General features: G+C 37.0%; 16 protein-coding genes. 8 read left to right on the plus strand and 8 right to left on the minus strand.

Annotated features, from left to right (window positions below; all coding sequences use genetic code 11):
• Positions 1 to 54 precede the first annotated feature (54 nt).
• Positions 55 to 2,595, minus strand: coding sequence for a DUF559 domain-containing protein (locus tag DDY94_RS10795; RefSeq protein WP_111684125.1), 2,541 nt, complete (start codon positions 2,593 to 2,595; stop codon positions 55 to 57).
• A gap of 175 nt (positions 2,596 to 2,770) precedes the next feature.
• On the opposite strand from DDY94_RS10795, the gene DDY94_RS10800 reads away from it, so the two are divergent.
• Positions 2,771 to 4,735: a M1 family metallopeptidase gene (locus tag DDY94_RS10800; RefSeq protein WP_111684126.1), complete on the plus strand. Its 1,965-nt coding sequence runs from the start codon at positions 2,771 to 2,773 to the stop codon at positions 4,733 to 4,735.
• Positions 4,735 to 5,619: a patatin-like phospholipase family protein gene (locus DDY94_RS10805; protein ID WP_111684127.1), complete on the plus strand. Its 885-nt coding sequence runs from the start codon at positions 4,735 to 4,737 to the stop codon at positions 5,617 to 5,619. The genes DDY94_RS10800 and DDY94_RS10805 overlap by 1 nt, the downstream gene beginning before the upstream one ends.
• Positions 5,620 to 5,682: 63 nt before the next feature.
• Here the strand turns inward: DDY94_RS10805 and DDY94_RS10810 are convergent, their stop codons facing one another.
• From DDY94_RS10810 to DDY94_RS10820, 3 genes are read right to left on the minus strand one after another with little or no spacing between them, the layout of a single operon-like run.
• Positions 5,683 to 6,201 carry a DUF7935 family protein gene (locus tag DDY94_RS10810; RefSeq protein ID WP_198658948.1) on the minus strand — a complete coding sequence of 173 codons (519 nt, stop codon included), beginning with the start codon at positions 6,199 to 6,201 and terminating at the stop codon, positions 5,683 to 5,685.
• 7 nt (positions 6,202 to 6,208) lie between these two features.
• Positions 6,209 to 7,771: an FMN-binding glutamate synthase family protein gene (locus DDY94_RS10815; RefSeq protein ID WP_111684128.1), complete on the minus strand. Its 1,563-nt coding sequence runs from the start codon at positions 7,769 to 7,771 to the stop codon at positions 6,209 to 6,211.
• Positions 7,772 to 7,773: 2 nt separating this feature from the next.
• Positions 7,774 to 9,042, minus strand: coding sequence for an amidohydrolase (locus tag DDY94_RS10820; RefSeq protein ID WP_111684129.1), 1,269 nt, complete (start codon positions 9,040 to 9,042; stop codon positions 7,774 to 7,776).
• 134 nt (positions 9,043 to 9,176) lie between these two features.
• Between DDY94_RS10820 and DDY94_RS10825 the strand changes: the two genes are divergently transcribed.
• Positions 9,177 to 11,504, plus strand: coding sequence for an ATP-dependent helicase (locus tag DDY94_RS10825; RefSeq protein ID WP_111684130.1), 2,328 nt, complete (start codon positions 9,177 to 9,179; stop codon positions 11,502 to 11,504).
• Here the strand turns inward: DDY94_RS10825 and DDY94_RS10830 are convergent, their stop codons facing one another.
• Positions 11,505 to 12,443 carry a hypothetical protein gene (locus DDY94_RS10830; protein WP_111684131.1) on the minus strand — a complete coding sequence of 313 codons (939 nt, stop codon included), beginning with the start codon at positions 12,441 to 12,443 and terminating at the stop codon, positions 11,505 to 11,507.
• Positions 12,440 to 13,414, minus strand: coding sequence for a pepsin/retropepsin-like aspartic protease family protein (locus tag DDY94_RS10835; protein ID WP_111684132.1), 975 nt, complete (start codon positions 13,412 to 13,414; stop codon positions 12,440 to 12,442). The genes DDY94_RS10830 and DDY94_RS10835 overlap by 4 nt, the downstream gene beginning before the upstream one ends.
• An 85-nt stretch (positions 13,415 to 13,499) precedes the next feature.
• On the opposite strand from DDY94_RS10835, the gene DDY94_RS10840 reads away from it, so the two are divergent.
• A complete protein-coding gene (locus DDY94_RS10840) occupies positions 13,500 to 14,120 on the plus strand; it encodes an L-threonylcarbamoyladenylate synthase (protein WP_111684133.1) in 621 nt (206 codons plus the stop codon).
• Here DDY94_RS10840 and DDY94_RS10845 read toward each other — a convergent pair.
• Positions 14,117 to 15,328 carry a multidrug effflux MFS transporter gene (locus DDY94_RS10845; protein ID WP_111684134.1) on the minus strand — a complete coding sequence of 404 codons (1,212 nt, stop codon included), beginning with the start codon at positions 15,326 to 15,328 and terminating at the stop codon, positions 14,117 to 14,119. The genes DDY94_RS10840 and DDY94_RS10845 overlap by 4 nt on opposite strands.
• 83 nt (positions 15,329 to 15,411) lie before the next feature.
• Here DDY94_RS10845 and DDY94_RS10850 point away from each other — a divergent pair, with 83 nt between their 5' ends.
• Together DDY94_RS10850 and DDY94_RS10855 are read left to right on the plus strand one after the other, a co-directional pair.
• Positions 15,412 to 15,858 carry a DinB family protein gene (locus tag DDY94_RS10850; RefSeq protein WP_111684135.1) on the plus strand — a complete coding sequence of 149 codons (447 nt, stop codon included), beginning with the start codon at positions 15,412 to 15,414 and terminating at the stop codon, positions 15,856 to 15,858.
• Between the two features lie 60 nt (positions 15,859 to 15,918).
• Positions 15,919 to 16,413 (plus strand): hypothetical protein, encoded by a 495-nt coding sequence (locus DDY94_RS10855; protein WP_111684136.1) that lies wholly within the window; start codon positions 15,919 to 15,921, stop codon positions 16,411 to 16,413.
• Positions 16,414 to 16,563: 150 nt separating this feature from the next.
• Here DDY94_RS10855 and DDY94_RS10860 read toward each other — a convergent pair whose 3' ends face one another.
• A complete protein-coding gene (locus tag DDY94_RS10860) occupies positions 16,564 to 16,977 on the minus strand; it encodes a MerC domain-containing protein (protein ID WP_111684137.1) in 414 nt (137 codons plus the stop codon).
• 75 nt (positions 16,978 to 17,052) lie between these two features.
• Between DDY94_RS10860 and DDY94_RS10865 the strand changes: the two genes are divergently transcribed.
• A complete protein-coding gene (locus tag DDY94_RS10865) occupies positions 17,053 to 17,433 on the plus strand; it encodes a Fur family transcriptional regulator (RefSeq protein WP_111684138.1) in 381 nt (126 codons plus the stop codon).
• A gap of 98 nt (positions 17,434 to 17,531) precedes the next feature.
• Positions 17,532 to 18,524 carry a S41 family peptidase gene (locus DDY94_RS10870; RefSeq protein ID WP_232817860.1) on the plus strand — a complete coding sequence of 331 codons (993 nt, stop codon included), beginning with the start codon at positions 17,532 to 17,534 and terminating at the stop codon, positions 18,522 to 18,524.
• Positions 18,525 to 18,530: the final 6 nt, after the last annotated feature.

Below are 18,530 nucleotides of genomic sequence, written 5' to 3' on the forward strand. Positions count from 1 at the left end.
TGGAGGTCTGGTTGTTGTTGGTGCCAGACCTTTTTTTTGATAGCAAAGAGCAAATTAACTAATATAATTCCAGATATTTCGATACTTGCTCATCTGTCGATAGGTATTTAATATGACTTTGTGTTCAGGTAATCCTAAACTCGGATCTAGTTTTAATACGGATTTCGCATAATAACGCGCCTGCTCTAAAATATCTTTGTCCTTTACAATATCGGCAATTCTTAGGTTGAGCACGCCACTTTGTTGAGTACCCATTACATCTCCAGGACCACGAAGTCTTAAGTCGACTTCCGCAATTTCAAAGCCGTCACTAGAGCATACCATGGTTTCTAGTCTGGTTTTGCTATCGTTACTCAGTTTATGGCTGGTCATTAAAATGCAATAACTCTGTTCAGCACCACGACCAACACGTCCGCGTAATTGGTGTAATTGAGATAAGCCGAAACGTTCTGCACTTTCAATTACCATCACAGATGCATTAGGTACATTTACACCTACCTCGATTACAGTGGTGGCCACCATGATGTTTGTTTTGCCCTCTGCGAAACGTTGCATTTCATAATCTTTATCCGCTGCTTTCATTTTACCATGAACTATGGAAATTTGATATTCCGGAGCAGGAAATTCTCGTGCAATACTTTCATAACCATCCATAAGATCTTTATAATCCATTTTTTCGCTTTCCTGAATTAAAGGATATACGACATAGATCTGTCGACCTTTTGCAATTTCATCTCTCATAAATCGGAAAACCTTTAAGCGATTATTGTCATAGCGATGAACCGTTTTGATAGGTTTACGTCCGGCTGGTAATTCATCAATTACTGAAATATCTAGGTCACCATAAACAGACATTGCCAAGGTTCTTGGAATAGGTGTTGCAGTCATAACCAAGATGTGAGGGGGGATATAAGCCCCTCCAACCTCCCCAGAAGGGAGGCTTTTTAATTTATTTTCAATAGTATTCAATACAGCGTCAATATTTCCAATTACTTCTTCATTTGTAAACCGAATAACATTAAAGCCAAGTTCAGAAAGAATTAAAGTTCTAATTTCATCAACTTCTTTTTGCTCCTTTGAATTGTGATAGCCTCCATCAACCTCAATGACCAAATTCTTTTCTAGATTCACAAAATCAACAATAAACTCATCGATGATGTGTTGTCGCCTAAACTTAAACCCAATTTTTTTTGCACGCAGGGATTCCCATAAAATACCTTCGGCTTCGGTACTGTTCTTTTTGTTTTCTTGTTGAAGCTCTTTCATTAATTTATAAGTCGAAGGGCGAGCTGTTTTATACTTTTGAAGTATTGACTTTACATTCCCCTTTTGGGGGAACTGAAGGGGGCTTCCTTTCTTCCAAAGTTTCGATCTTTGAGCAACTCCAAAACGATGTTGTTCATCAATTATGGCGAGCCCTAAATTCTTGAATTTCACCTTGTCCTCGAGTAGGGCATGAGTACCAATGAGGATCTGTAAATTGCCATTTTCGAGATTTTCATGAATTTTTTTTCGTTCTGAAGTTTTACTTGAACCAGTTAATATAGAAATACTGATATTCAATTTATTACATAATTCAAGTAAGCCATTATAGTGTTGGACTGACAAAATTTCAGTTGGGGCCATTAAGCAACATTGAAAACCGTTGTCAAGTCCTATGAGCATTGACATGAAGGCTACTATGGTCTTTCCAGAACCTACATCGCCTTGTAAAAGTCGATTCATCTGTGCGTTGCTGCCAAGATCGGCTCTAATTTCTTTCAAAACACGTTTCTGAGCATTCGTTAATTCAAAGGGTAAATGGTCTTTGTAAAACGTGTTGAAATAGTCTCCGACATTGTCGAATGTAAACCCTTTAATTTTTGATTTATGAATTAAATTTTTCAGAATTAATTGCAATTGTATGTAAAATAATTCTTCAAATTTCAGTCGAAATTGAGCTCTTGAAAGAAAACTTTGATTCTTTGGAAAATGAATATTAAAAAGCGCATCGGACTTTGAAATTAACTTCAATTCTCCTCGGATTGATTCCGATAGGGTTTCAACAAATTGTCCCTTGGTTTCTAGAAACAATTGTTGCATGATTTTAGCAATCACCCGATTGGTAATTCCTTTATTTGATAATTTTTCAGTTGAAGGATAGATGGCTTGCATCGCTGTACGAAGTTGTTTTTCGTGCTCAGATTGCAATTCCATCTCTGGATGTGGCATACTAAACTTACCATTAAACCAATTGGTTTTTCCGAAGATCACATAAGGCTGGTCGATTTTTAAGCTCTCTCTGATCCATTTCTGACCCCTAAACCACACAAGTTCCATAACGCCAGTATCATCTCTAAAATCAGCAACAAGCCGCTTACCACGTTTTTGCGCAACCTCACGAATATTGGTTATGGTACCAATAACTTGAACCTCCGCGTTATTACGCTCTAATTGACTGATCTTGTAATATTTTGTGCGATCTATATAGCGGTTAGGAAATAGATTGATGAGGTCTTGATAAGTGTGGATGCCCAACTCTGAACGCAGCAGATCTGCACGGTTGGGACCAACGCCTTTCAAATAATCTATAGGAGTCTGTAAGTTTGCACTCATAAAGCGAATTTACTAATTCCTTTGAAAAAGAGGTCTTCTACATTTTGTCATTTTGAGCTGTCAGACTGAGCTTCATATAGTCACAGCGAAGAATTTCAATTCTTTTTGGATTCATGCCTATGCAGGAATGACATAAAAATGCTATTTTGGCGTTATTCTTGCTCAGAATTGAATCATGAAGAAACTTTTAACCTTATTATGTTTTATTCAGCTGTGTATTGCACATGGTCAGCAGACTGAATATGTGGATTTTGAAAGAATTGAGGCCGTAATAAAGATTCAACCAGATTCGTCAAAAGTAGAAGGTTTGGTTGAAATTGAATTCAACATTTTGAAAGATGTAGATTCAATTTTTATCGATGCTAAAAACATGAATTTTAAGTTTGAAGTTTTTGATCATGATAGTATTAGTTATAGTTATGATGGTCAGAAATTATGGTTGTTAAGTCGCTTTAGAGCTGGTAAGAATCACAGAGTTTCTTTTAGATATAATTGTATACCAAAAAAAGCATTATATATTTTGACAAAGAATGACGAGTGGAATATCTGGACCCAAGGTCAAGGAAAGTACACAAGTAATTGGTTGCCTAGTATCGATGATGTAAATGACAAAATTGAATTTGATTTAACGATTAGCGCCAAACATGGATATGAGGTTGTCTCTAACGGAATTAAAACATCTCAATTGCCGGTTAATGATCAGGATATGAAATTGGTTCAATTCGATATGAATAAGCCCATGCCTAGCTACCTCGTTGCACTTGCTATTGGTAAATACAATAAAAAAACTGAGACGTCCAAAAGTGGCATTCCTCTTGAATATTATTACTATCCGGAAGATTCTTTAAAGGTTGAACCTACCTATCGCTACTCGAAACAAATGTTCGATTTTCTTGAGGAAGAAATAGGATTCGCTTACCCATGGCAAAACTATAAACAAGTTCCGGTACATGATTTTCTCTATGCAGGTATGGAGAATACGAGTTGTACGATCTTCTCTGATGCTTTTATGGTTGATGACATTGGATTTAACGATAAAAACTATATTAATATTAATGCTCATGAGTTAGCACATCAATGGTTTGGAAATTTAGTTACAGCAACTTCAGGAGAGCACCATTGGTTGCAAGAAGGATTTGCAACTTACTATTCGTATTTGGCTGAGCGTGATATTTTTGGTGAAAACCACTACTATTATAAGCTTTATGAGTCAGCTGTGAATCTAGGTAGGCAAGATATTGATGGAGCTGGCACATCACTTTTAAATCCGAAATCTAGTAGTCTCACATTCTATGAGCGTGGCGCGTGGGTGCTTCATGCTTTGCGCACTTTGGTTGGTGATGACGTATTTAAAGAGGCGGTTAAAAACTACCTTGAGAAGCACCAATTTGGAAACGTGGAAACGTCCGATTTTATAAGTGAAGTTGAAAAACTTCATGACAAATCACTTTCACTTTTTGTTGATGTATGGATAAAGAACAAAGACTTTCCGGTAGATGCAGCTTTCGGACTCCTAAAAGAACAATCTACCTTTATTAATGAATATTTAATGGTGGATTGCCAGGTGAAATCGTCTAAATGCAATGAATACCTAAAGTATTATGTTTCTGATGAAGCCAAAATAAAAGTAATCTCACATGCGCCTGAATTAGTCACATCTGATACTTTTAAGCATGGGCTAAAAGTGAGGCAAGCTATTTCGCAGTACGTCACGCAAATCCCTTCAAACTTGAAGGCAGACTACGAAACCTTACTTGATGATAAGTCTTATATCACAGTTGAAAATGCTTTATATAATCTATGGTCTAGCTTTCCAGAGGAACGTGCTAAATACTTGTCTAAAACCAGAAATATCGTCGGTTTTCACGATAAAAATGTGCGCATATTATGGATTGTGCTTAATCTAAGCACGCCTTTCTATCAGGCGGATAATAAACAAGAATTATTTAATGAACTGGTTGGTTATACGTTCGAATATCATAACGCCGAACTCAGAATGAGAGCGTTTCAGTATTTAGATCTTATGAAATCATGCAACCAAACGTGTAAGGCTAATCTCCAAAATGCCAAATCGCATCATAATTGGAGGTTGGTGAAGTTCGCTAAACAACTATCTGAAAAACTCGAAAACAAACGATAATGCGTGCATTAGTCATATCTGGTGGTGGAAGTAAAGGCTCATTTGCAGGAGGTGTTGCTCAATATTTGATTGAGCGCGAAGGTAGAGAATACGACATGTTTTTAGGAACCTCTACCGGTAGTCTATTGGTGCCTCATCTGGCAGCTAATGATATTCCGAAGCTCTATGATATCTTCACTAATGTACAGCAGAAGGATATTTTTAGCGTAAGTCCCTTTGTGCAGCGCAAAAAGGGTGATCGTGAGTATGTGTCGATTGATTTTGTGAATTCTCTTTGGCAGTTTATTAAAATGAAGCGCACCTTTGGAGAAAGCAAAGCGCTTAAGCGAAATATTAGAAAGAACTTTACGCGAGAAGAATTTCAGAAGATCAAAGCCACCAAACACGATGTGGTTGTTACCGTGTCTAACCTGTCGATGAATCGGGTAGAGTACAAGTCGATAAAGGATTGTACCTATGAGGAATTTTGTGATTGGATCTGGATTTCCTGTAACTACATTCCTTTTATGTCTTTAGCTAAGGTGGATGGTTATGAATACGCTGATGGCGGCTTAGGCTGTGTGATTCCTATAAGAGAAGCCATACTACGTGGTGCTACTGAAGTAGACGCCATAGTGCTCGAAGCCGAAAATATGGGAAAACAGCGTGTCTTAGGAAAAAATCCTTTTTCGCTAATGATGAATTTATTCGGGCATCTACTCGATCAGGTAGAGCGCAACGATATAGTTATCGGTAAGTTGGCGGCAAAGAATAACAACGTAAAATTGAATTTATACTATACGCCAGTTAGCCTCACAGAAAACTCTTTGATCTTTAGTAAACGACTCATGGAAAAATGGTGGCAACAAGGTTATGATTATGCCCAAGAGAAACACGATAAATAGTTTCTAGTTATCAGTCGCCGTATTTTATAATTTGTGTTTAATGAAAAATTTGTGACATTCAAATTACCACAATTCACCAACTTCTTGTTTGATAAAAGATAAAGCAGCATTACTTGGTGCGGGCTTGTCGATGAGTTCCGTTAAAACGACTTCACGTAGCTTATTTGCAGTGTCTGTTTTTTCATTCATGTTAGCCTTTCTAATCAATTGGATTGTGGCATTTTTTGCGGCAATTATAATGTTCCAACATTGGTCGCTCACATAAATTTGCTGGGATAAATTATGCTCGAATTCTTGTTCAATTGTTGCTACAAGTAAATTTTCATAATCTTCTTTATTTGAGGAAGTTGGGTGTATTCTGGTTAATAATTTTGCTGGAGCAATTCGTTCTAAAAAAAGCGACATGCGTTCGTAGGCTTGAAGACGTATAGGGAAGGCTTCTTTTTGTAAGTCTTTTGCGATTAAAAAATTACGTCTTTTACTTTCATTATCGACGTGTTCTCTGAAAAATAAATAGGCGATGGCTCCAGTAACTAAAGCTGGAATGGTATACATTAATAGATCGATGAGTTGTTGTTCCATAAGTAATTTAGTTCTTCTTTAAGCCACCAAGATAAACACATTCTTTTAAATGTTGCATACCTTGAAATGGCACGGGTGTTTTTTCGTATTTAAAGGTTTGGTCGAAATCTTTGGTAAGGTTGTGATCATCGACATTCATTTCAATGTCATTCATATTAAATTGGCACGGATGTTCATAACCAGCAGCGTGGGTTATTTCTATAAGTTCCTTTCTGAAGGTCTTAAAATATTGCGCTAATCGTTCAGACTTTAATGGCACATTTATGCCATTTTGCAACCACTTACTTTGAGTTGCTACACCTGCAGGGCAACGGTTGGTATGACATATCTGAGCCTGTATACAACCAATACTCATCATGGCTTCTCTCGCTACATTGATGCAATCTACACCCATAGCAAAGGCCATGGCCGCTTTTGCAGGAAATCCTAGCTTACCACTTCCAATAAACACAATGCGATCAGTAAGGCCTCGACTTTGAAATAATTTGTAAATATCACTAAATCCGTAGATCCAAGGTAAGGACACATGATCTGCAAAACTAGGAGGTGCAGCCCCAGTGCCGCCTTCGCCACCATCAACAGCAATAAAATCTGGACCACGATTTTCGTTTTTCATAATGTCTGCAAGCTCTTCCCATTGGTCGAGTTTTCCAATGGCCGCCTTTATACCTACTGGCAATCCGGTGGCTTCTGCAATACTTTCAATAAAATCTACAAGCTCAGGTACATTTGAAAAAGCCTTGTGATTCGGAGGTGATAAAACTGTTTTACCAACTTCAACACCTCTGATTTCTGCAATTTCTTTAGTGATCTTTTTTCCAGGTAGAACCCCACCTTTACCGGGTTTGGCACCTTGAGAAAGCTTCACCTCAATGGCCTTAATGAAAGGATTGTCTTCAACAAGTTTGATCATTTTCTCCATTGAAAAACCACCATCTTCAGCTCTAACACCAAAGTAGCCCGTTCCGAAGTGAAAAATAACATCACCACCATTGCTATGATAAGGCGACAATCCACCTTCACCAGTGTTGTGATATGCATCAGCAATTTTAACACCTCTGTTTAAGGAATCTATAGCTTTTGCTGACAGTGAACCGAAGCTCATTGCAGAGACGTTAATTATAGACGCAGGTCGATATGGTCGTTTACGCTTATTAAAAGCACCCATCACCTTGGCACAGGGTACAAAACTCTTGTCTTCGGCAGAAGGGTGGTTGTCTTCAACCTTATAAGGCATCATGGCATTATTTATAAAAATATGCTGATGCGCATAAATATCTCTATCTGTTCCGAAGCCCTCGTAATTATTTTCCTTTTTTGCAGACGCATAGATCCAACCGCGCTCAATACGGTTGAATGGTAGTTCTTCTCTGTTGTTAGCCACAAAATACTGCCGCATTTCTGGACCAATACTTTCAAGTAAATAACGCAAATGACCTACAATTGGAAAATTGTGACTAATGGTATGACGACGTTGAAGAAATACATCTCTAATGGCGATCAAGACCAATGCAATGATGATCCAAAGCCACCAAGAAATACTACCTAGGAATTCTAAAACAGAATCCATAGTTATTGATTTAAGTAATCTAAGGTTAACTGCGTAAAAGCTTTCACCCCGAGAAGCATACCGCTATCATCAATTTTGAAATCAGGAGTATGATGTGGGAAAGCTTCTGTAGTTCCTGGAGTCATTCCTCCTAAAAAGAAATAAACACCTGGTACCAATTCCTGAAAATAGGAAAAATCCTCACCACCTGTGGTGGCTTTCCGAAGTACAACATTCTCTTCGCCCGCTGCTTTTTGCAAAGAAGGCAGTACCTGAGCCATAAGGTCAGGGTCGTTGTAAGTAATCGATGTTTGATTTCTGAATGATATCGTAGCCTCACCACCATAAGCTTTGGCTATGGTTTCAGACATCTCAGTCATTCGCTTAATAATCATTTCACGCATTTCTGGATCTAGAGTTCGAACGGTTCCAATTAGCTCGGCTGACTCTGGAATGATATTAAATCGGGTTCCTGCTGTAATTTTTCCAACGGTAATCACTGCAGCTTCATTAGTGAGTTTAGATTCTCTACTGATAATGGTTTGAAGTCCATCAATGATCTTAGCTGAAATCATCACAGGATCAACACCAGACCATGGTTGAGAGCCATGGGTTTGTTTTCCTTTTACATTAATAACGAAACGCTCTACAGAAGCCATAATTCCTCCAGCTTTATATTTAATGGTGCCAACTGGTGTTTCAGAATTGATATGAAGCCCAAAGATGGCATCTACCTTTGGATTATCGAGAACTCCTTCTTTGATCATTAATTTTGCACCACCTTCTTCACCTGGAGGTGGACCTTCTTCAGCAGGCTGAAATATAAACTTGATCGTTCCTCGAATTTTATCTTTATGCTTTGAAAGCACTTCTGCTGTTGCCATTAAAATAGCAATATGAGTATCATGTCCGCAAGCATGCATCACCCCAGTTTCCGTGCCCAAGAATGTTGTTTTCACATTTGATTTAAACGGAAGGTCATTACGCTCGGTAACAGGTAAGGCGTCAATATCAGCTCTTAAGGCTACAACCTTGCCAGGAAGATCACCTTTCAATAGCCCTACAACACCAGTAATAGCAACTCCTGTTTCAACTTCCATACCCAAGGATCTTAAATGATCTGCGATCTTTTCGGCTGTCTTAAATTCTTGATTTGATAATTCAGGATTCTGATGGAAGTAGTGTCGCCATTCAATGAGTTTATCTTCAATATCAATAATATCTTGTTCGAGAGAATTTTGAGCAAAGCTAAAGGTTGATGTAAAAAGGAATAATGCAATTAGTGCTTTCATAGGATTTCAAATTTGCACTAAGATATTGAAAATTGCTAAAACTCATCTCTTGATAGATTGTTTATAATTATTGGTTTTTATGCATTGAAAAACCTTATACTATATGTAATTTCACAGTTCGAAAAAATTAAACTTTGGAACAGTATCTCAGTCAACTTAACGAAGCACAATTAGCACCTACTTTGCAGAAGGACGGCCCGATGATCGTCATTGCTGGCGCCGGATCTGGAAAGACACGAGTATTGACTTATCGTATAGCCTATTTGATGAGTCAGGGTGTAGATGCCTTTAATATTTTGGCATTGACATTTACGAACAAAGCTGCTCGTGAAATGAAGGGGAGAATTGCAAGCATTGTTGGTGATAGTGAAGCTAAGAATTTATGGATGGGTACGTTTCACTCTGTGTTTGCTAAGATATTAAGGTTTGAAGGGCATCATTTGGGTTTCCCGAGTAATTTCACAATTTACGATACGCAGGATGCGCAAAAACTGTTAGCTTCAATTATTAAGGAAATGAACCTTGATAAGGATATCTATAAAGCCAAACAGGTTTACAGTCGTATTTCTTCTTATAAAAACAGTCTAATCACAGTTAAGGCTTATTTTAATAATCCTGAGTTGATGGAGGCCGATGCCATGGCACGTCGACCACAAATGGGTGAAATTTATAAAGAGTATGTAGATCGTTGTTTCAAAGCAGGAGCCATGGATTTTGATGATCTGCTCCTTCGCACCAATGAGTTGCTTACGAGATTTCCGAGTGTGCTTGCGCAGTATCAGAGTCGTTTTAGATATATTTTGGTTGATGAGTATCAGGATACGAACCATTCGCAATACCTTATTGTGAGAGCTTTGGCAGATCGCTTTCAAAATATTTGTGTGGTTGGTGACGATGCGCAGAGTATTTATGCCTTTAGAGGTGCAAACATCAACAATATTCTAAATTTTCAAAAAGATTATGATGATGTTAAGGTCTATAGATTGGAACAGAATTATCGTTCAACAAAAATGATCGTTGGTGCGGCAAACTCGGTCATAGAGCATAATAAAACCAAACTCGATAAGATCGTTTGGACGGCCAATGAAATTGGAGAAAAGGTCATTGTACATCGTTCTATTACTGACGGTGACGAAGGGCGCTATGTGGCCAGTACCATTTGGGAAACCAAAATGAATAAGCAATTAGCGAACAGTGATTTTGCTGTTTTGTATAGAACTAATGCACAATCGCGTGCTATTGAAGATGCCTTGAGAAAACGCGATATTCCTTATCGTATTTATGGTGGTTTGTCCTTCTATCAGCGTAAGGAAATAAAAGATGTTACTTCGTATTTGCGTCTTATTTTGAATTCTTCTGATGAAGAAGCTTTAAAGCGTGTCATTAACTATCCGGCGAGAGGAATTGGTCAAACAACTGTGGATCGCTTGGTCGTTGCGGCGAATGCTTCAGGAAGAACCATTTATGAGATCATGAAGGATATTGATAATGTGTCGATCAATATCAATAATGGCACTAAAAACAAGCTTAAAGACTTTGTAACACTCATTGAAAGTTACAAGGTGATGAATACCAACGCCAATGCCTTTGAATTGGCAGAGCACGTCACTAAAACCAGCGGTTTAATTCGCGAATTGAACAAAGATGGTACACCAGAAGGTGTAACAAGGTTAGATAATGTTCAAGAATTATTAAACGGTATCAGAGATTTTGTGGAAGGTCAGATTGAAGTTGCAGATAGTACAGGTTCTTTAGCAGAATTTTTAGAAGATGTGGCTTTGGCTACGGATCTCGATGGTGATAAGGGTGATCCTAATCATGTGGCATTGATGACGATTCACTTAGCGAAGGGATTAGAATTTCCACATGTATTTATTGTTGGCATGGAGGAAGATCTGTTTCCAAGCGCGATGAGCATGAATACCAGAAGTGAGCTCGAAGAAGAACGTCGATTATTTTATGTGGCTTTGACACGTGCCGAAAAACAGGCATATCTCACTTATACCTTGTCTCGCTACCGTTGGGGTAAACTCATCGATGCCGAGCCTAGCCGTTTCATCGAAGAAATTGAAGACGAATATATCAACAATACTACGCCATTGAAAGAACAGCGTTTCAATCCGATGCTCGACGCTTCAATATTTGGTGATATTGAACCGAATAAAGTTAGATTTTCAAAGCCTAAGACTTCAAATTTCAAACGAAAGGAAACTAAAAAAGCTGAGCCTTTTAGGATAAGCACACCTAAGAAATTAAAGCCGGTTGGTCAATCTAAAGGCAATTCAAACTTATTTGACACAAAATTAACCGTTGGAAATATTGTGAATCACCAGCGATTTGGTAGAGGAGAAGTGCTAAAGATCGAAGGTACAGGTGGCGATCTCAAAGCTGAGATTAAATTTGAAAATGGCGATACCAAGAAGTTGCTACTGCGATTTGCAAAGCTTGAAGTCATTAGCTAATCACTTCACCATACATACAGAGTTGATATTTCCTTTATTATCGTATTCCTTTACTGAATTTTCAGGATCGGTAATCCAATTGCCATCAACAATAAATTTGTACTGATACTTTCCACCAGAGAGTTTCACTTTGTACGTCCAGCAATTATTAACACGGGTCATTTCAAAGTCCTCTTCAGACCAATCATTAAAATCACCACTTAGTATTACGGACTCAGCATCGGCGTAGTCACACAGTTGAAATTCTATTATTTTCTGAACGTCGATAACAGAGTTATAACCGCCAAATTCGTTTTCTACGACAGAAGGGTTTTGTGGATCTTCAATCCAATGCTGCTTATCAATTATAAATTTATATTGATAAATGTCTGGTTTTAACTGAAGGGTTATTTCCCAGCCACTATCCGTAGGTTTCATTACAAATCCTGATTCATCCCAGCGATTGAAAGTTCCGCTTAGAATAACACTTTCAGCATCTTTATAGCCCTTCAGTTTGAAGGTGACATTGCCGTAATCTGTAGCAAAAGCACTGTATAATTTTAAGTTGTAGACCATTAAATTATGACCTTTGTAATCGATGGCATCGACGATGTTTTCGAAATCTGCCGAAGGTTCTGCCCAATGCTCGGCATTAACGATAAATTTAAATTCCCAATCAAAATCAGAGGTGAAAAAGGAGAGCTCTTTTCTTAATTCGTAGATCTCGTCACTCACTTTAGTCATTTTCCATTGATCTTTAGCCCAGTCGTTAAATTCGCCCGAAACGCAAACAAAGTCTATGGTGTCACCGTTATTTTTGATATTTGGATAATCGTTGACATCGAATATAAAAATCACCTCTTCTCCTTCAATTTTATATCCTTTAATCTCTTGTGCAAATGTGTAGAAGGATATAAATAGAATGCTAAGAACTACTGATATTTTGAAATTAATTTTCAATGCGTAACGATTGGATTTTCAATAAAGTAAAGTTTCTTTTTTCGGTAATTAATTATCGTTCTTTTCTGTGCGAAAAATTCGTAGCCAAGAATACCGTCGAGCTTAGTACCAAATGCTATATTCATTTTTCTAAGATTCGTAAGTACTGTTTTCATGGGTCCAAAGTAAATAGAGTCATTCAATTTAACTCTATACAATTTCCCTGCCAGAACCCTTTTTTTCTTTCCACTGGCTCCAGTGAGCTTCAATTCTTGATTAGGATAAAAGTAATCTAAAATTTCCTTTCGCAAGTTTTTATTTAGTTGATTGTATTCGGCAGCCGTGTCTAAACCAAACTTTACCTTTTTCTCACCGATATAGGCATCGATGATGATGGTGTGCTTTTTTAATTCAAAATCCACACTATCCTTTATGGTTTCGGCATAGACCTTGTCGGAAAGTTTATCACCATTCTTATCTACTTTGGACAAGGTGAGCTGATTTAAGTGCATATCGATAAAGATTTCAAAATCTTTTAGAATGCTATAACCAATAATACCTAGAAGTTTAAGTTTTTTAGTTTTTTCAATATGTGACAAATCAATAACGTCTGCACTGAGTTTTTTCAAATCAATATTATTTATACTCAGTAAATTGAGGTGTTTTTCTTTCACGCCTTCAATATCATTATGAATGCCGCTTTTTTTCTTACCCTGATCACCATATTTTCTTGAAGGTTTGAAATGAGCGCTATTCAAAATTAGAGACTCAGACCCTGTGTCGATAATGAAGTTACCCTCTTTGTTTAATAATTCAACTTCAACAACGATGAGTTGATCTATAACTTTAAATGGAATACGCGTAGTGGAGGCGTTAACCATTTCAGCTTTAGTAAAATAAATGGGAGGGATGTCCTTGATGGGAATAATTTCGTTTGCGAATAAGCGAGACGAAATTAATAGTACGATGATGATTTTAATTGATTGATGCATATTATATAGACGGCTGGTCTATGGAGAGTGTTACAGCAGGCATAAAAGATTATGCTTTTTTTAGCATTTGTCGTATCTTTAAATTATGGCAGAATTCATTAAAATTTATCCAGAAAATCCAAATCCTAAGGCCATTCAAAAGGTTGTAGATGTTCTAAAAGACGGAGGTTTAGTTATTTACCCTACTGATACTGTTTATGGTTTGGGCTGTGATATTACTAATATTAAGGCATTAGAGCGCATAGCACAAATTAAAGGTGTGAAATTAGAAAAGTCTAGTTTCTCTTTTGTGTGTGAGGATTTAAGTAATCTTAGCGATTATGTGAAGCAGATTAACACATCAACATTTAAGATTTTAAAGCGTGCACTTCCTGGTGCTTATACATTTATTCTACCTGGTTCTAAGAGCCTGCCAAACCCTTTTAAAAAGCGTAAAACGGTTGGTATAAGAGTACCAGATCATTCAATTGCTTTGGCCTTAGTGAATGGTTTAGGAAATCCTATTGTCTCTACGTCAATTAGAGATGAAGATGATATTATTGAATATACCACTGACCCTGAACTTATTTATGAAAAATGGAGTAATCTCGTAGATGTGGTCATTGATGGAGGTTATGGCGGAAATGAAGCTTCAACCGTTATCGACCTGTCTGTAGATCCACCTGAAATTATAAGAGAAGGAAAAGGTAGCTTAGAAATCTTTTAGATTTTACTCAGAACTTTAGCGCCCTTGTTGCTATTCAGATAAAATAGGGCCAATGAGATTAATCCACAAACCAAAAAACCAATGAATAGCGGTGTTACAGTGTTAACGACATACGTTCCGATATAATCTGCTATTGGTACGGCCATAACAGTAGAAATAAAGCCGTTTAACGCAGATCCAATTCCGGCGATATGTCCCATAGGTTCCATCGCCAATGCACGTAGGTTGCCAAAAAGGAAACCGATTGTAAAGAATTGTAAGGCAAAAAAAGCAATCAAAATTCCAATACTTGGATTCGTACCCGAATTGTAAAGTATGATGAATAAAAGCGAAATAATAATGAAACTAATCATAGCCGTATGTACAATTCGTTTCATACCATATTTAATGACCAACTGACTATTCAAAAATGTTGCTAATCCTACTGAAATAGCCAAGCTTGCAAATATTAGGGGGAATTCTTCTGCAAGATCATATTGCTTTTCAAAAATTTGTTGAGACGTGCTGAGGTAGACCATAAATGACCCTGTAATAAACCCAGACAAAAGTGTGTAGATTACGGCAGATCTTATCTTGAAGAACTGCACTGTTCCCGTTTTAAAGATCTTTAATCTATAGGGAATACGATATTTATCATTCAAGGTTTCGGGTTGTCTTAACCAAAACCAAAGCATTACAATAAGTCCAAAAATTAAATTGAACGTGAAGATGAATTGCCAATTATAGTGATTCATCAGATATTGCCCTAGGGTGGGTGCAATTACAGGGACAAGAATAAACACCATTACTACAATCGAAATTATTTTAGCCATATAATCGCCTTCATAGGTATCTCTAATCATGGCAATACACATTGTTCTAGGGCAAGCGAGTCCCACACCTTGGAGTACGCGCCCTAAAATCATCATTTCGAAACTTTTTGTAGTAACGCAAATTATAGATGCAATAAAAAACAAAATAAAACCAGCATAAACTATTGGTTTACGACCAAAACTATCTGATAAGGGTCCGAATATTAATTGCCCAATCCCGAGCCCGAGGAAAATAGAGGTAATTAGTTTAGGATTATCTAATGGATTGCTTACGCTGAGGTAGTCACCAATCATAGGTAGCGCGGGTAATACCGCATCAATAGATAGTGCCACAATAGACATTAAAGCAGCCATTAAGACTACAAATTCAAACTGCGATCGGTTTTGTTTTTGCATGGCGCAAAAGTAAGTCAATTATTAGCTATTTTTGATTAGTTGTGATACATAATTCCAATACCGTCATTTAATACCTAATTAGCATGTTGACCGAGACTTTAATTAAAATATTCAAAAGAGATCTTAATAAATTGAAACTTGAAATAAATGCCTACAATACTGAAAAGCATTTATGGTTGGTGCCTGAAGGGATTTCAAATTCCGCAGGAAATCTTTGTTTACATCTCGTTGGAAATTTAAACCACTTTATTGGTGCAACTTTAGGTGAAACAGGATATGTGAGAAAACGCGACCTAGAGTTTTCTCTGAAGGACGTTTCAAAAATTGAAATGATCAAACAAATTGATGATACAATTGTTATGATAGAAACGGTACTGAGTAAAATAACGGCTTCTGATTTGCAAAAAGAATATCGCCGAAATCCGTTTGAAGACTTTATGACCACTGAATATTTTCTGGTGCATTTAACAACGCACTTGGCCTATCATTTAGGTCAGATTAATTATCACAGACGTTTATTAGACAAATAGCCTACTTAATTTTATTTTAATAACTTTAATCAAAATCAACTATTAACTAACCCGATACTAATGAAAAACAATCTTATTAAATTCTTAGCTGTTGCTATTTTATTGACTGCGTGGTCTTGTAAATCCAATTTTGATGCAGAATTACACAAAGAAATTGCTGCTGAACATTTAAAAATGGAAAATGAACATTCTGATCTAGAAAAATCCCATTTTAAACTAAAGGCCGAGCATGCAAGTTGGGTTGAAGCACACGAATCTTTACCAGAAACTGATTCTGTTCATTTAGAGATCGAACAGAAGCACAACTTGCTTATTGAGAAGCATGATGCTTTAATTCAAAAGCATGAGGAATTGGTTGAAAAACATGCTAATTTAGAGACCAAACACGAGATGGGCGAAATGTCTATTGAGGATGTAAAGTCTGAACATGAAGCAATTAAAAAAGAACATGGTGAAATGATTGCAGACCATAAACAAATGGAAGAAGATCATGATGCTATGAAAAATGATCATAATTCTATTATGGCAGATCATAATGACGCATCAGAAGAATAGTATCAAATTAAAACAAATAAAAAGCTCACCGATCAAAGTGAGCTTTTTTCAAACAAATCATTGTCTAATTAACTAATTAAACACTTTAAATTGATTCCTCAACAAATCAATTTGCTTTGAAATGATGTTCCGAAAAGAACAGCATTTATTCTATTTAATTCCTGACGCACAACAATTGTCATCTTTGCATTTACAGTACCTTTTATTGTAAAGGTGTAAACCAATTAAAGTAATGGACGGAATGTATATACTAAATTCAGGTATAAAAACAAGCCCTATTTTTTCATTCGAAATAATAAGGCAAAGCATAGCCCAGCTTATCCAGAGGGCATACTTCATCCAAGTCTTTGAAGTGTTTATAGCAGACCAATACACTGCGAAAAATGATATGCCGATAAATAAAACATCAATTAATCCCCACCATACAGGAGGATTATTGTATGTTGCTGCCCTTGTTTGAGCGATGAATATAAATGGTGTTGCAATGCAGTGTAATAAACATAAGCCACTAGCAAAAGCACCAATGAGGTCTGAATTTTTTGATTTAATTGAACGTAATATCATAATATACTAATGCAACTTAGTTGCAAAAATAATATAAAATTTGATAATGCCACATAGTTGCGTTAAATTTGTTTTATGACTGTTAGAAGAAAAACCAAATCGGTAAATACAATTTTGTCTATTTTCGAAAATAGGCAAGAGGCATTGTCGGTAGTTGATCTCGTTGAAGAGCTCAAAGAAGACATGAATAAGACGACGGTTTATCGTATACTTGAACGATTAGAGAATGAAGGCACCATACATTCGTTTACAGGTACCACGGGTTTAAAATGGTACGCTAAATGCCACCAATGTTCTTCACATCAACACTATGACACTCATCCTCATTTTGAATGCAAAGAATGCGGAAAAGTTGAATGCCTTGAAATAAATATTTCAATTCCTGAAATATCCAACCGTAACATTCAGTCGGCAGATGTTATTCTTAAAGGGCAGTGCGCTGATTGCATGTCTTAGGCCTTACTTAATTCTGTTTTGTGAGTTGAATACAGAATTCTAAAGTTGTTTTCTACTTTTTTGATAATTTTATAGTCCGTATGAAAGTGACCCGTAATATGAAATTTAGAATTCGTCTTATCATTTTTGTGCTACTATTTGGTTGTAGCGGAAACGAAATCAGAAATGCTTCTTCAAGTACTTCCGATACCACCTTAATTGAAATCTCTATTGTAGCTCAGAATTATCTTGATGAACTCATCGGTATTATGGAGGACAATGCATTGCATAGAAATTCCATTGCTTGGGAAGATTTCAGGTTAGCGGTCTATGCAGAAGCTAATGGTGCACAGACCATAAGCGAAACTTATCCTGGTATTCTAAAGGCTCTCGAATTGCTTGGTGATAATCATAGTTTTTATAGGGCTGCCACAGGAACCTACCTTAATCCAAACTCTATGAGTTGCGATGGTACTGGTTTTTCAACACCAGATTTACCATCAACCATTGGATATGTAAAGGTTAATAATTATTATGGAGCGACACAAACCGACGAGGGACAGGCATTTGCCTTAGAAATTCAAGATCAGATTAGAGCCTATGACAGTCCAGAAATTACGGGTTGGATCGTTGATTTGAGAGGCAATTTGGGTGGCAATATGTGGCCGATGCTCGCTGGTGTCGGACCTGTTTTAGGAGAGGGTATTGCCGGTAACTTTAGTTATCCCGATAATACTTTTGTGCCATGGAGTTTTAACAATGGCGCTGCAATGCTTAATAATAACTCGGTATTACAGGTTGAAAATTCTTATCAACTACAAATGCCTAATCCAAAGGTGGCTGTACTCTTAGATAACGCTGTAGCTAGTTCTGGTGAAGCTATTGCGGTAAGTTTTTTAGGACGACCTAATGCAAAGACTTTTGGGTCGGCTACTTGCGGGTTATCTACTGCTAACGAAGGATTTAACTTAAGCGATAGTGCTACCTTATTTTTAACGACATCAAACATGGCGGATAGAAATTTGGAAATATATGGTCAGGCTATTCAACCTGACCAAGAATCTTCTACCGCAAGCATTATTCAAGATGCACTACAGTGGTTAGAAAACTAATTGTGC

It is taken from the genome of Winogradskyella tangerina (assembly GCF_003260205.1).
Lineage (GTDB): Bacteria > Bacteroidota > Bacteroidia > Flavobacteriales > Flavobacteriaceae > Winogradskyella > Winogradskyella tangerina.